General features: G+C 60.1%; 10 protein-coding genes. 1 reads left to right on the top strand and 9 read right to left on the bottom strand.

Features of this window, described 5'->3' with window-relative positions:
- Positions 1 to 25: 25 nt before the first annotated feature.
- Positions 26 to 1,684, bottom strand: coding sequence for a GMC family oxidoreductase (locus tag AC0L15_RS30090; RefSeq protein WP_128246341.1), 1,659 nt, complete (start codon positions 1,682 to 1,684; stop codon positions 26 to 28).
- Positions 1,685 to 2,019: 335 nt separating this feature from the next.
- Between AC0L15_RS30090 and AC0L15_RS30085 the strand changes: the two genes are divergently transcribed.
- A complete protein-coding gene (locus AC0L15_RS30085; RefSeq protein WP_128246342.1) occupies positions 2,020 to 3,111 on the top strand; it encodes a right-handed parallel beta-helix repeat-containing protein in 1,092 nt (363 codons plus the stop codon).
- 37 nt (positions 3,112 to 3,148) lie between these two features.
- Here the strand turns inward: AC0L15_RS30085 and AC0L15_RS30080 are convergent, their stop codons facing one another.
- The 8 genes from AC0L15_RS30080 to AC0L15_RS30045 form a co-directional block, all read right to left on the bottom strand.
- Positions 3,149 to 3,553: a recombinase family protein gene (locus tag AC0L15_RS30080; RefSeq protein WP_128246343.1), complete on the bottom strand. Its 405-nt coding sequence runs from the start codon at positions 3,551 to 3,553 to the stop codon at positions 3,149 to 3,151.
- Positions 3,550 to 4,752 (bottom strand): glycosyltransferase family 4 protein, encoded by a 1,203-nt coding sequence (locus AC0L15_RS30075; RefSeq protein WP_287323854.1) that lies wholly within the window; start codon positions 4,750 to 4,752, stop codon positions 3,550 to 3,552. The genes AC0L15_RS30080 and AC0L15_RS30075 overlap by 4 nt, the downstream gene beginning before the upstream one ends.
- A 244-nt stretch (positions 4,753 to 4,996) precedes the next feature.
- A complete protein-coding gene (locus tag AC0L15_RS30070; RefSeq protein ID WP_287053169.1) occupies positions 4,997 to 6,178 on the bottom strand; it encodes a glycosyltransferase family 4 protein in 1,182 nt (393 codons plus the stop codon).
- Positions 6,179 to 6,200: 22 nt separating this feature from the next.
- On the bottom strand, positions 6,201 to 7,499 hold the full coding sequence (locus AC0L15_RS30065; protein WP_473497981.1) for a polysaccharide biosynthesis/export family protein: 1,299 nt from the start codon (positions 7,497 to 7,499) through the stop codon (positions 6,201 to 6,203).
- A 307-nt stretch (positions 7,500 to 7,806) separates the two neighbouring features.
- Positions 7,807 to 9,117, bottom strand: a complete 1,311-nt coding sequence (locus tag AC0L15_RS30060) for an O-antigen ligase family protein (protein ID WP_128246347.1) — start codon at positions 9,115 to 9,117, stop codon at positions 7,807 to 7,809.
- An 8-nt stretch (positions 9,118 to 9,125) separates the two neighbouring features.
- Entirely contained in the window at positions 9,126 to 10,949 is a 1,824-nt protein-coding gene (locus AC0L15_RS30055; protein WP_287250472.1) for a Wzz/FepE/Etk N-terminal domain-containing protein, read from the bottom strand.
- 11 nt (positions 10,950 to 10,960) lie between these two features.
- The gene (locus AC0L15_RS30050; protein ID WP_128246349.1) at positions 10,961 to 12,280 is read right to left on the bottom strand and encodes an oligosaccharide flippase family protein; all 1,320 of its coding nucleotides are present in this window, start codon (positions 12,278 to 12,280) and stop codon (positions 10,961 to 10,963) included.
- Positions 12,281 to 12,443: 163 nt separating this feature from the next.
- Positions 12,444 to 13,250 (bottom strand): WecB/TagA/CpsF family glycosyltransferase, encoded by an 807-nt coding sequence (locus AC0L15_RS30045; RefSeq protein ID WP_128246350.1) that lies wholly within the window; start codon positions 13,248 to 13,250, stop codon positions 12,444 to 12,446.
- Positions 13,251 to 13,372 lie beyond the last annotated feature (122 nt).

The raw sequence follows: 13,372 nt of genomic DNA, 5'->3' as shown, positions 1-13,372 counted from the left end.
CCGGCAGTTGTCGGCCGACTTTCAACTATTCGGCCGCCGCAGGTTGGCCCGGCGCATGGCGCTCCAGTGCCGGGAGAGGTTGCCGACCCAGGATCATGTCTGCTGCCTTTTCCGCGATCATAAAGACAGCGGCCGAAGTGTTGGCCGAGGGAACGGAGGGCATGATGGAAGCATCAACGACCCTCAGGCCCTTGAGGCCGTGGACCCGCAACTGGTGGTCCACGACAGATTCAACACTGTCGGACGGGCCCATCCGGCACGATCCGCACAAATGATAGGCGGTCAGCCCGATTTCGCGGGCAAACTGGAGCCGGTCGGCGTCGTCCGTTATTTTCGGGCCGGGAAGCTCTTCCGTGCAGTTGTAGCGCCTTAGCTCGGGGGCCCGAAACAGCTGCTGCACAGTCCTCATGCCGTTAATAACGACCTGTCGGTCCTGATCATCGGCGAGATAGTTGGGCTGGATGAGCGGAGCTTGAAACGGATCTGCCGAGACCGCCCGAACATGTCCGATGCTCTTCGGCCGCAACTGATAGTAGCCAAGCTTGATGACCGGAAACCGCCGCGCGCCGTGATCGGTATAATTGCCCAGGGCAAGGTCAAGCTGGATATCGGGGGTGGAGTGAAGATCCCGCGAGTTGGCGAACCCGTAGACGAGCGACGGGCTGACGGCGAGAAAGTTCGGGCGGCCCAGCATCCATTTCGCTGCCTCGCGCAAGAGGGCGACGCCGTGTCCGCTGACCGTTTCGATGCCCTCCACCCGGGCGATCACATGGACGATGTAATGGTCCTGAACATTTGCACCGACACCGGGCAATTCGTGCACGACCGGAATTCCAAGGCCGGAGAGCATACTCGCAGCACCGACGCCTGACAGCTGCAGCAGCTTTGGTGAGTTCGCCGCGCCAGCGGAGAGGATCACCTCCCGACGGGCCTTCACACAGCTCGTGGGATGACTCGGCCCTCCTCGTGCATATCGAACGCCGATGGCACGCTTTCCCTCGAACAGGACGGCAGTGGCCTGCGCGTTCGTGCGGACGTCCAAGTTCTTCTTTCTGGCGACCGGCCGTAGGAAAGCCCGCGCTGCGCTCACGCGCCATCCGTTGTCGATATAGCGCTGATAGTAGCCCACGCCGGCCTGGCTTGCTGAATTGTAGTCGGGATTACGCGGGATACCGGCATTGAGCGCGGCCTCGATGAATGCATCACATAGTGGATGTCGCCAATCGCAGTCTGTAACTGGAAGCAGTCCGTCCGTCCCGCGGTAGAAGGGATCGCATGTCCCAAGCCTCCGCTCGGTTCTCTTGAAATAGGGCAGCACGTCGGCGTAGCCCCAGCCTCGATTGCCCTGGAGGGCCCACTCGTCGAAGTCCGCCGCCGCGCCGCGGTTGTAGTTCATGCCGTTAATTGCGGTCGAACCGCCTAGTGTCTTGCCCTGCGACATCGGAATAGAACGGTTGGCCGTCCCCGGACTAGGCTCCGTTTCGAACTGCCAGGCATATTTCGGATTCGAGGATGTCTTGTAGAGTCCCGCCGGAATGTGCAGAAGGATGCTGCTGTCGGCCGGCCCCGCCTCGAGCAGGCAGACCGTATTGGTGCCGTCAGCCGCCAGACGATTGGCCAAGACGCAGCCTCCCGCCCCGGCTCCGACGATCACATAGTCAAAGACGTCCGCTTCAACCGACATCGCCTCGCGCTCCGCTTATTACCAGCTTCGGAGAATGGCAGGGAATCCGGCAGATGGCACTTTGCCCATCGGAATTAAGCCTTATGAAGGGCTTTCGCGGCGGGTGGAATGGAGAGATGGTGTGCGGAGTCCTGTGCGGGCATAAGCCTGCCGCCGATGTGCATTCTTCGGGAACCTACGCCGCTGGCGCACAGGGGAAATGGGGATGCCTGACGACAACCTAGCCGAAGAAGCCGCCTTGCCGAGAGGTGGGGTTTATCTGCATCTCGTTGGCCACCTCGACGTCTCCGCACAAGCCGAGTCGACGTTTAGCACCCGAACTGCTGACAGATTCCATGTCGCGCGGCCGGCAGTCTCTTGAATCCCCGCGCCTTGACCGGCGCCGTCTCCTTGCCGGGCTGCTGGCGCTGCCTGCCTCGGGTGTCGTCGGTGCAGCGGTGCATCCTGCCCAGGGGGGATCAGGCGGTAAATGGTTCGGGGGTGCCGCCTCCTTTCTGCGTCCAAGCGGACCCGTGCTCACGCGCGCGGATGGGCAGATCATTGAAAATCTTGACATTTACGCCCCCCATGACAACGGGATCACGGCACTCCATCAGGGCGTCATCGTCCGCAGCTGCCGCATTCGTCATGCCATGGGCAGCGGGATATACGCCCGGGGAGCAGCCGGAATACGCTTGCAGGATCTCGAGATCGATCATGTCGGCGTTCCCCCCTCGGGGACCGGACCAAGCCAGAACCGCAACAACATAGAGCTGGAAAGCTGCCCCGATGCGATCATCATCCGTGTCAAGGCGTCCCGCGGCTCCTCCAATATCTACGTCGTCGACTGTCCGGGCACCCAGATGAGCTTCCTCGAACTCCACGACGCGCGCGGGCCGTTCCCCCGTGGACAGAATGTGCAGTTCAACCTCTCTCCGGAAACGAGCCTGGAAGAATTCTCGGCCGAGAACGGTCCCACCTCCTGGACCGAGGACAATATTTCCGCCTTTCACTCGGATCGCTGTACAATTCGACGTGGACTCGTCTTCTACAACAACAGCCCCACGGGCGCTGGCGTCATGTTGGAGGGAAGCTTCAATTGCCGGGTCGATGACGTCGATGCCGTTCAACAGGGCAACGGCGCCTTCTCGGCCGTTCCGCAGGGTAAGGTCGGCAGTGGCGGTTGCTCGTTCAACCGCTGCCGGAGCCGGGACACCTACAATGGGCCACGGGACGGCAGGGACGCCCCGACATCCAACGGCCTGTCGTTCCATACCCGGATATCAGAAGGCGCTGAAAAGCACAGTGTTAGGGACTGCTGCGTCCACGCGCTCGCCAATCCCCGCAACATCATCTGGCAAAGGGCGGCCGTGCATGCCGGTTGGTCCATCGAGCGCAAGGTATTTGATCCCAGACCGCCATTGCGGCTTGCCTTCAACTGGCAGTGAGCAGCGAGTGCGCTGGTGCGTTGAATCCGACCAGGCCCTACCGGCGACGACGCCAAAAGAGAAGCAGGTCTGACAGCATTGACCGCGACGGGGACATCCCAAGCGTCCAGAGAGGCGCTGATGCAAGAATCATGCGTCCCGTCGTCGTGCTCGTATCGATAGGTGTGTCGACGATGCGAAGACCGACATCCTTGGTGCCAAGCCTTTCGATGAGCGCCAGCACTTCGCGGGTTGTGCGCGCAACACGGTACGGCTTCGTGATCGCAATCACGTCTCCTTTCCCGGCACATGCGATCGCCCTCTCCAGCTCCGGCGTCGAACCGAATATGCTGGTCTTCTCGCAGAAGAAGTTCTCGGCTCCCAAGCGGGCAAGATAAAGCTTTTGCGCCTCCAGCCTGGCAGCGGGTTCGAAGGTGTTGATACGACAGTAGCCGATGATCATCGCATTCCCCAACCGTAAGAAGCTTTCAGGGAATGGGATGTAAGGAGCCCGACAAGCCGCTGACGCGCGAGCCGCGGTTCGTCAGTCCCTTTGTCTTCCTCCCCCTTCACCGAGATTCCGATGTTGGACCGCAATCCGGAGGGGTTCGCGAGCTCCAGATATTGCTTTGCAACACTGTGAGCATCGAACTGTCTAACCCTCTCGCGGGCACCCGCCGACAAACGCGACCAAAGGTCATCATCGTCCAGCACCGCCTTTAGCGTTGCGGCCATCGCCTCGGGCTGTGGTTCGACCACTGCCCCATTCACGCCATCCGCGAGGAGATCCCGGCTGAGCCTTGAAGTCCCGACGATGGGTGTGCCGCTGGCGATCGCCTCCATCACCGTTGCTGAGGCGACAGGAACCGTATAGCGCGTGGGGAAAGCGGCGACGCGAACGCGGCTGTGTAGCTCGCGAACGCGTGCTCCCTCTGCCATGCCGAGAAGGACTACGTGCCGCCTTATCGGTTCAGGAAGAGCATCGACCGCCTCCCGCACCGGTCTTGTGATGTCACCCGTCACGTAGAGCCGTACGGAAGCGTCGTTGAGGGCGCCGAATGCCCGAATCGTCGCCTCAGGCACCTTGTAGGGCGAGGTGCCGGCATGGAGGATTGCCCGCTCGCGCTCTGCCAGCCCACGAGACGCATATGACTGGCGATCGATGCATTTGGGAATTTTCAGGATTTGGTCCCTTGGCAGGCCAAGATCTCGCACCAGTTCCTCCTGAAGCTCGGTCGTGGAGGCGACGACGTAGTGGCAGCGCCGCATGCTCGCGCGTCGAATGGCTCGCCATGCTGCCGCAAGCGCCCCTTTCCGTCTCTCGAGATCGTGAACGATCTGGACGATCGTGCCACGCAGCGGTAGCGGCACCGTCTCGCTGTGGATGACAAGGTCCGGCCGGAACCGATTGATGATACCGATCGCCCGCAGCCATGCCGCGACTGAGGCCGGTCCGGTCAAAGGCGTGCGGCTCAATCCGATTATCGGCAACTCGAGGCGAGGCGAAAGAAGTCGCTGAAATTTTGCGGGGCTTTCGAAGGTGCCGACCACGATCTGCACCTGGTGCCCCAGTTCGAGCAACGCCTGGGCAAGTGCCACAATGAAGATGCTCACACCATCAGGTGAATCCAAAGGTTCGCGCCGGGTCAAGACAATGCGCATTCGATCAAACTGTCACAATAGGTGCCTGCGGGCGGCCGCAGCCTCCCGTTGCACCGTGTTTCGGCAATGGAAGCAAAAGAGGAACTCTCCGAAGTATGCGAGGCGGCAGGATCGATCCTCGGGGAAATCGATAAACGAAAAATGGGGAGTACCCCGGCCCGCACTGCGCTCGTTGACGCGTGAAGCTTGGTCTGCCCTATGGGCAGCCCTGGTCGGTTCCTGCCGGCGCATGTTCCGGCCCACCTCACGACACCGCCGCGAAGGCCCGGATCCGGCGCCTGACCAGGGGTTCATAGATGGCCATCAGCCGATTGAAGTTTGCTTCGGGCGTGTACTGCTCCTGATAGGCGGCATAGGCCCGGCCTGCCACTTCCTCCAAGGCAGATCGGTTTGAAAGCGCCCAGCGCACACGATCGGCCAACGCGCCGGCATTGCCGACAGGAACGACAAGGCCGGTGACGTCTGGCTCCACGACCCCTTTGATCCACGGCAGATCCGAGCAGATGACCGGCAGCCGGCTTGCGAAGGCCTCGATGACTGTCATGGGAAACAATTCATACCCTTTCGACGGAAAGAGCAGGAATGCTGCAGCATGCATCTCTTTCAGCACCGTCTCGCGCGACTGACGCCCGAGATATTCCACGCGCTCGCACGCAGATTGCTCGACAAGCGGGGCCAACGGCCCGTCGCCGATGATCCGCAGCGGATAGTCGATCTCCTTCCACGCCTCGAGCAGCGTGGCCACTCCCTTGTGGTGCTCATCCAGTCGTCCGACGAACAGCCCTCCATTGCGACGAAGGTCACCGAAGATCGGCGGCCTGGCAACAGCGTTGGGCTTGACGACGATGCGTTCGGCCGGCAGGCCGCCTTCCACAAGCTTGCGCCTGGCCCAGTCGGTGAGGGCAATGAATCGCTCGACCTTGCGGGACCAGGTGCCGGCTCTCTTGTGAAACTCGACCATTGCGGCAAGGGCGAGCGTGCCCGCCAGGGAATTCCTGTAGACCTTCTTCGGAACAGTCCACCAGCAGGCGTGGCGGAGACTTCGCTCCCGAAGCCTCTCATCGGGATAAAGCAAGGAACTGGGACAGAGGATCCTGAAATTGTGCAAGGTCATTACTGATGGCACGCCGGCCTCGCGGCACGCATCCAGGATGGAGGGGCTCAGGAGAGGAAAGAAATTGTGGATATGGACGACATCGGGTGAAAATTCCGCCAATTTTCGGGACAGTGCCCGCCGTGAATGAGAGTTGTAGACAACCCCCAGGGCGGTAGAAATCTTCCGCGCGACCCGCACGATATCGTCATTCGTGGCGGAGAACAGCTCGACCTCGACCCCATTCTGCTTGAGGCACGCGAGCTCCTCCCGAACCACGCTGTCCTCTCCAGCCCTTATCTGGTAGAAATTATGAACCATTAAGACGCGCATCGCAGTCCGCCCCGTCCGAATCTCAATTCGGCATCCCGGACGCCCGTGGCGACGACGCGACGGCTCCGGAAAAGTCGACCTTTGGCAGAACGACCTCCACAACGTCGCCGGGCGCAAGCCCGAGATCTTCGCTGCCGGGGAGCGTCTCGGCGCCCTGCTCTCGCTTTCTATGGACCGTTATCTCGGGCCGACCCGCGGCTATCAGCAAGGTGGATTGCGCTTGACCTGTAAGCGCCAGCTTCTGCGCGGTACCCTCAAGACGCGCCGAGATCTGGGCCAGATTCATATAGGCCTCCTGTAGCTCTCCCAAGGCCGCGATTTGTCGTTCACTGTCGATCTTGTTCATCTGTCTGACATATTCGCCGCGCTGGCGCTCGATGTTCGATGCCTGGACGATCGTATCGAGCAGTTGGGTTGATGACATAAGCACCGCTCGACGGGCTTCAGATAGGCGCGTGGTCGGCGCCAGGCCCTTCTGAAACAGCGTCCTGACGCTCTCGTAATCGTCGGCGTCGGCCTGGCTTCCCTCTTCGTCCTTCTTCTTCTTTTCAGACAGGAGGCCCAGTTGCAGGTTAGTCTCCTCGACAGCACGTCGCAGAAGCTCCTTGTCCTTTTCACTGTCTGACAAACGAGCTTCGATATGCGCTGTTGCCGTTTGCTTCAATCGTTCGGCGAGCGTCTCAGGCACCGGCACGTTTTTGACATGTTCGACTTCTTCGCCGAGTTCTGTGCGAAGGCGCCAGATGCGAGCCTGTTCCGTTGCGAATTGCGCCCATAGGGCTTTGTACTCGGAACGGAAATCGGCCGCTTCCATGAGCGGATTGGCGATGCGAACCTGGGCAGCGCTGTAGCCCCCCGCAACCGCCACGGCCTGTCGGACGGTCATACCCGGCCGGAAGATGTACTCTCCCGGCTTGGCCACATCACCATTAACATAGATGGGCCGGTATTCGGCAAGCGAAACGAAGACCTGGTCGGTCTGGATCAGGTGCGTTACTTCACGGCCGTCCGCGGTCCCCCGCTGATACTGCTTGCTGGCGAGACTGCCAGCGATTATTTCCTGCGCTTGTTGAATGGAAAGGCCGCTGACTTGAACCGCTCCAACCAGCGCCAAGTTCACTTCGCCGTCCACTCCGATCAGCAATCGCTGCCTGAAATCCGGAATACCAGGGACCGATACTTCCAGCGTGTCTCCGGGCTGTAGCGTGTAGTCGGCAAGTGCCGCTGTCGGAATCAGAGCGATGGCGCCAGCGAACGAAGCGAGGCGGGTCGAAGCCATGGTCATCGACAGCGGCGACAACAAGGATCTCAACAGCTTCATGGGTTCCCCCAACGGGTTGCCCCCGTATCTCTACGGGCGACTTAGCACGGGTTTCTCCGGCGCGGGCGAACCTGCGCAGTGGATGGCTCTATGCTACCAGAGGAGCCATAGCCGAGGCCGAGGCAAAATGGCTGGCTCGCTGGCTCTTTCGAGGCACTCCTCATGGAAGCGGCACGGCGCCGCCGCAAAAGCGGGCACATCAGCGGACGGCTCTCCTGCTCCTGCCGCGCCAAAATCGGTACAAAGCGATCCCCTTCTACCGAGACCGATAGCCCGCCGATGTCGGGTGGGCCGCATCCATGTTCCGTCAGATGTATGAACAAGCGCAATGCTGCGTTCGACCCGGTTCAACTGGAGGGGGTTCGACAGCCAAGGCCGGAACGCTGGCGCGAAGTGCAATCAAATAGCCGTATGAGAAACCAACTCCCACAATCTGTACAGGGCTCTCCAGGACTGGATTGACGAACATGGCGAGGAAAATCGTGATGAAGACTGTGGACGCATGATTGCGAACACCGCGTGGCAGTCGATTTGGCGGGAAGGCCACCAAAATGGCAGACACGATTAAAATGAAACCAATGACCCCCGTCCGCAATATGGCTTGAAAGAACGAATTGTGAATTCCGGTCGAGAGTATCTCAAGCATTTTGGCGTGCGTAATATTCCTGGTGTCGGGAAGAAAGGTAATATCCTCGAACCCGGGAAACTCATATCGCCATCGGACCGATTCCTTCCCAAATCCGATGCCAAATCCGTATGTATCCGCAAGGGATGCGAGTGCGTCCGAAATGAACTCGAGTCGGATCCCGGAGTTCGGGTCCAGAGCAAAGGTTTGAGGTATAAAGTTCAGCCCGACGGCATAGGCCGAAGTCAGTGCGGTCGCCAGAGCTGCGGCCATCAACCGGCCGGGCACGCCAATTAGAATGACGATCATCGTGGCCGCGAGCACCTTGAACTGAGCCAAGGGGCTGGCGAGGGCTATTCCCAATAAGAGCAAAATGCCGCCGTATCGGCGCCAGTCGTTCGTCAGAAAAATACCGCCTGCAATGAAAAACATGGCAATGACCATGTTATTGATCAGCGAACCATAAAGAATCGGTATCGTGGCTTGCGGAGATGCGCCCTGATATTGCACGTCCTGCTGAAACATCACCGCCGGCGCGACAACGAGAGATAGGAACAGGAAAACGGGTGCACCAAAAAAAGCATTGCCGCTCATCAGCCTGCGGCGGAAATAAGCCTTGGATGCCCATGCGACGGCGAAGAATCCTACAATCGGGACGATTTGCCTTATGACTGCTTCTTGAAGGAAGTGAACCTGCCAGGAATCCGGCATCAGCCCGTATCTGGACAGCAGGGCAATGAAGAGGCAGAAGGCGGTGTAGACCGCCAGCAGACGAGGCGGCACCGTCTGCCGCAGCACGGCATAGGCCAGACAGACACCGACCGGGATCACTACGAAGAAAGGGCCAAGCAGGCGCAGGGATATTGCGAGGGCGCAGGCCAGCCAAATGCCGGAGAGAAAGAGGGTGTAGTCGAGCACGTCAGGGGAATGGCTGCAAACGAGGTCGACCGGCTCTGAACCCTTCCTGCGTGACAATGTCGCTGGCGAGGTCATGACCTGTGTCACCGGTTAGGACTGAAAGCCTTCACGAGCCAGATTGGTCCGCGTGGGTTCCCGCGATCAGTGCGGCGGCGCACGGCGAAGGATGGCGCACGGTTGATCCTGGTCAAAATTACTGCCGAGAGTTTCTCTCTAGGGATGATGCGCAAGATTCCCTCGAGATGGTCCGCGAAAGTGAGGCGTGCCTTTAGCACCAGGAGGACCTCGCTGAGGACGCCCATGGCCGCTTCCAGATCAGCGGTGCGGTCGGTGCTGTGAAAATCAACCACTATACAACTGTATTCTTGCTGCAGATGCTGGAGTGCAGCGGAGATCGAGAGCGAGGCATTCAAGTCGGAGATTGACCCCGTGGGCCTGAGAACCAGAACTTCCAGCCCTTCCTGATCCGCGGGAATGGTGGCAAACGCCCTGGCGAGCTTGCGACCTGGCTCCGCGTTCAGCATTGGCTGGTCCATTGATGGCTTTTGCCAATTGGCATCAACGAGCAGTGTCTTTTGCCCGGTCGCCGCAATGACCCTTGCGAGATGAACCGCCACCGTGGAGCTTCCGGACTTGCCGAGGGGTGAAGCAACGCCGATTACAAATCCGCCTTGGCGGCCCTGAACTCCGCGCATCCGGGTGGCAATCTTGCTCACTTGGCGGCCCTGAACTCCGCGCATCCGGGTGGCAATCTTGCTCAGCGAGCTGTGAAGCTCGGGAGCGTCCTTTGAGTAGACGGGCTGCAAAGACTGCTCGCATGGCCACACGACATTCCACCTGCGGCGGGGAATTCTGGGGATCCCTACAATCCGATCGAGGCCGGTCGACCTGTGCACATCCTCGACCGTCATCAGGCGGTGGTTCATTGCCTGCCTGATCAATGCATGACCAACGCCGGCAATCCCACCGGCCATAGCGGAGAGCGCTACCATCAGGACCGTTGGCGGCCAACTGCGTTGGCGAGGCGGTTCGGCCGCGGTGATGACCCTTGCGCTCGGGATCAGCGACGAGGCGCTAAAATCGGAGTGGGTCCGCTGCAGAAGGGCATTGTAAAGCGAGCGATAAACCTCGGCCGCGCTCTGCTGCTCGCGGAAAAGGACTCTTGCCCTCTCCGCAGATTCAGGGTCCGATGGGAGTTTCTTCGGTGATTCGGTCACAAAAGCCTTTTCCCGAAGTTCCGCCAGCCGCTTGTGCAGATCAGATGTTTCTTCCGCGCGAGCCGCCTGCCGGCGTTCGCGCTGACTTCCGATGTAACCGCCGGCGATCGCGTTCGCGAGCATGGCCGAGAACTGAGGATCGGAAGAGGTGACCCCGATCTCGACGGCGCGGGAGGAACCCAGCTGATGAACGGAAAACGCGCGCCTCACAAGGACCATCGCCTCATGCCGAATATTTGGCTCCGCCGTCGGCAGTTCGGTGCCGAAGAGAGACGCCAACTGGCTCCGCACATAGCTGGAGATCCGCGCGCGCAAGCTGTCATCCATCACAAACTCTTCGTCTTCCGCTAAGCCAGTGTGGTCAACAACGCGTCCGACGACCTCGTCCGACTGAATGACCTGTATCTGGCTCTCTACATAGACCCGCTCATCTGCCTCAGCTTCGCCCGGTTGCGAAGCGGGCGGAGATGAAAGGAGGATTGTCGCATAGGCGGTGTAATATCCAGGCGAAAGGACCGCATATGCGCCGCCGACACCAAGGCTCACAACTATCCAGAGGAGGCAAAGGCGCCAACTGCTTCGAACAAATCTCAAGATGTCTTTCGCGGTCAGCTCGTCGCGATCCTTGGGGGGGATCGGCTGATGAGGAGACCCCGACGGCTGAAGGACAAAGTGATCAGTGGCGAACATACTATGCTCTCCTACGACCGGAAACGATCGGCGTCGTGCTCCAACGGCGCGGATTGGGACGCCGGCGGATATCCTCGCACCCGGCCTGCGTCGCAAGCCGCCGCCGTGCGAAGGGCGGCCGCTCCGCCAATGAGGAAGAAGCCGGCTGAAACCACCAGCACGACGACTTCCTTCGCCACCAGCGCATAAACAATGGCTTGCTCCGCCATGACGAAAGACAAAAAATATGTGGCCACCAGGAATACTAGCAGACCGGATACGTTAAGGACGGCCCATTCATTTTCATAGCCGTAACTAAACATGAATATATTTGCTGTGAATGTATTTATGTTCATCAGCAATGGTATAATGGCCATTGCGCGCACGATAGGTATCGCCCCTAAAAATTCATCTCCGAAGAGGATCAATATTATATATGGGGCAACAAAGAACATTCCAATACTCATCGCCGTTCCGCCTGCTACGGTGAATAGTGATATCCTTATCAGTCGTATCCCGGCAGCCGGGTCGACATGAGCGTAGTATGAAACCCTCGGTATGAAGGTATCCATAAGCAACTTGAAAAATACCCGCGCGGCTAATAGGAATTTTTCGGCGACAGAATATTGTCCGGCTGCGACATAACCTTCGAAATGCCCGACAAGGGCGACGGGGAGGGTGAAGAGGGCAGTCTCCACGGCTAAGAAGAGGAATCCCCTCCAGCCGTTGCGTAGCTGCATTCCAATCGTCGAAAGCGTCACGGACCTGAAGCCGCCGAACCCGATCGGAAGGATGAAAGGTAAGCAGATGACGCCACTGACGACGGGAACTGCGCTCTGGATGGCAACGGCGAGCGCGACCTGGTCAGGTGATGCGACCATGGCGACGAAGCAGACGAGCGCCAGAACGCGAGCAACAACCACCGCGACGGCCGCCTGCCAGGCGCGTTCCAGGCCGACGAAGAGCCAGGCCGGAAAAATAATGCTGCCGGCGGCCGAGAGCATCGCGCACAGGAATGTCGGCCTACTGAGCGCCAGGACGTCGCCGGCCAGCACAAGGCCAACCAGGCATACGGCAACGAACAGCACTGCCTTGGTGGCCATGACCTGAGCAACGAGTGACGCGATCTCCGCCGGCTCGTAACGAAGGGAAGCAACCCTGCGCTGCGCGGTCCAATGAAATCCATAGGCTACGACGGAGGCAGCGAGTTGACCGATGGCGAGCGCATACGCGTACTGCCCGAAACTCATGGGTCCGAGGACGCGCCCGGCATAGGGCAAGATGATCAGCGGCTGCAGGACGTCGGTGACATGCAGGACAGCCAGACTGGCGGCCTGTTTGCTCAGAGTCATGGTAGCCTCCAGTCAGGTGCCTGTCGAGGCAATGCAAACCACACCGTCCAGATATGGGCAGCGCCGCCTCCCAGCAGCAGCGCCGAAGAACAGCCGCCCGTGAAGGAGTTGGCGCAGATCAGCAATACGGCGGTCCGAGCGTGTTCACTGGTTCGGCCTCCCTCTAACCGTCACGAAGTCTGTGCCTGGGAAGCAGCAACGCCTGCAGCAAAGCCAGGATGAACAGGCTGTTCGTCACGAGATACCTGCTCGCCAGGCGGCGGGGATCCTGGAGGAGCCGGTGCAGCCATTCCAGCCCGCTCTTCTGCATCCATTGCGGCGCCCGCTTGACGTCTCCGGCGTGGAAATCGAAAGCTGCTCCTACCCCCAACATGACCGCATTGATCCGGCCGCGATGCGCCTGCATCCAGCTTTCCTGCTTGGGACATCCGAGTCCCACCCACACGATCCTCGCACCGGACTGATTGATCATTCTGACCACTGCCTCATCTTCCTCGGCCGACAGAGGGCGGCGCGGAGGTGAGTAAGAGCCCACGATGTTTATGCCGGCAAACTCGGTTCGAATGCACCCTCCCAGACGCTGGAGGGTGCCCGGGCTGCCGCCGTACAGGAACATTGCCGTGCCGAGTTCCGATGCCCTCCGGCAACAAATCCACATCAGGTCCGGTCCGCTGATGCGCGGCTGATCCGCGTGTCCCTGCCGCCTCAGCATCCAGGCCACCGGCGCTCCATCCGGCGCGACAAGGTCGGCGCTATCCATCGCTTCGGCATGGGCGCGATTGCGGCGGGCGGTGACGACACTGTGGACATTGCACAGGAAAACCGTTCGGCTCTCCCGCCGTAGGGCCCAGTCGAAGACACTGTTGACTGCCTGCGCCAAACCCAGGGCGTGCACGGGTACCCCAAGCACTTGCTCGCGCAACTGTCCCTGATCGATCGCGTGTCCCTGATCAATCGCGAGACCTGTCATGCCACACCCTCGATTGCTGCTATAGGTGAGCCATCATCAGAGCGGGCGAGCACTTCGAGTTCAATTGCTATTCCGAACGGGAAGCTGGTGGGCGGCGCCCATCGGACGTACCTAAAAGGAAT

It is taken from the genome of Mesorhizobium sp. WSM4846 (assembly GCF_055811415.1).
This window is presented reverse-complemented; position numbering and strand designations above follow the sequence as displayed.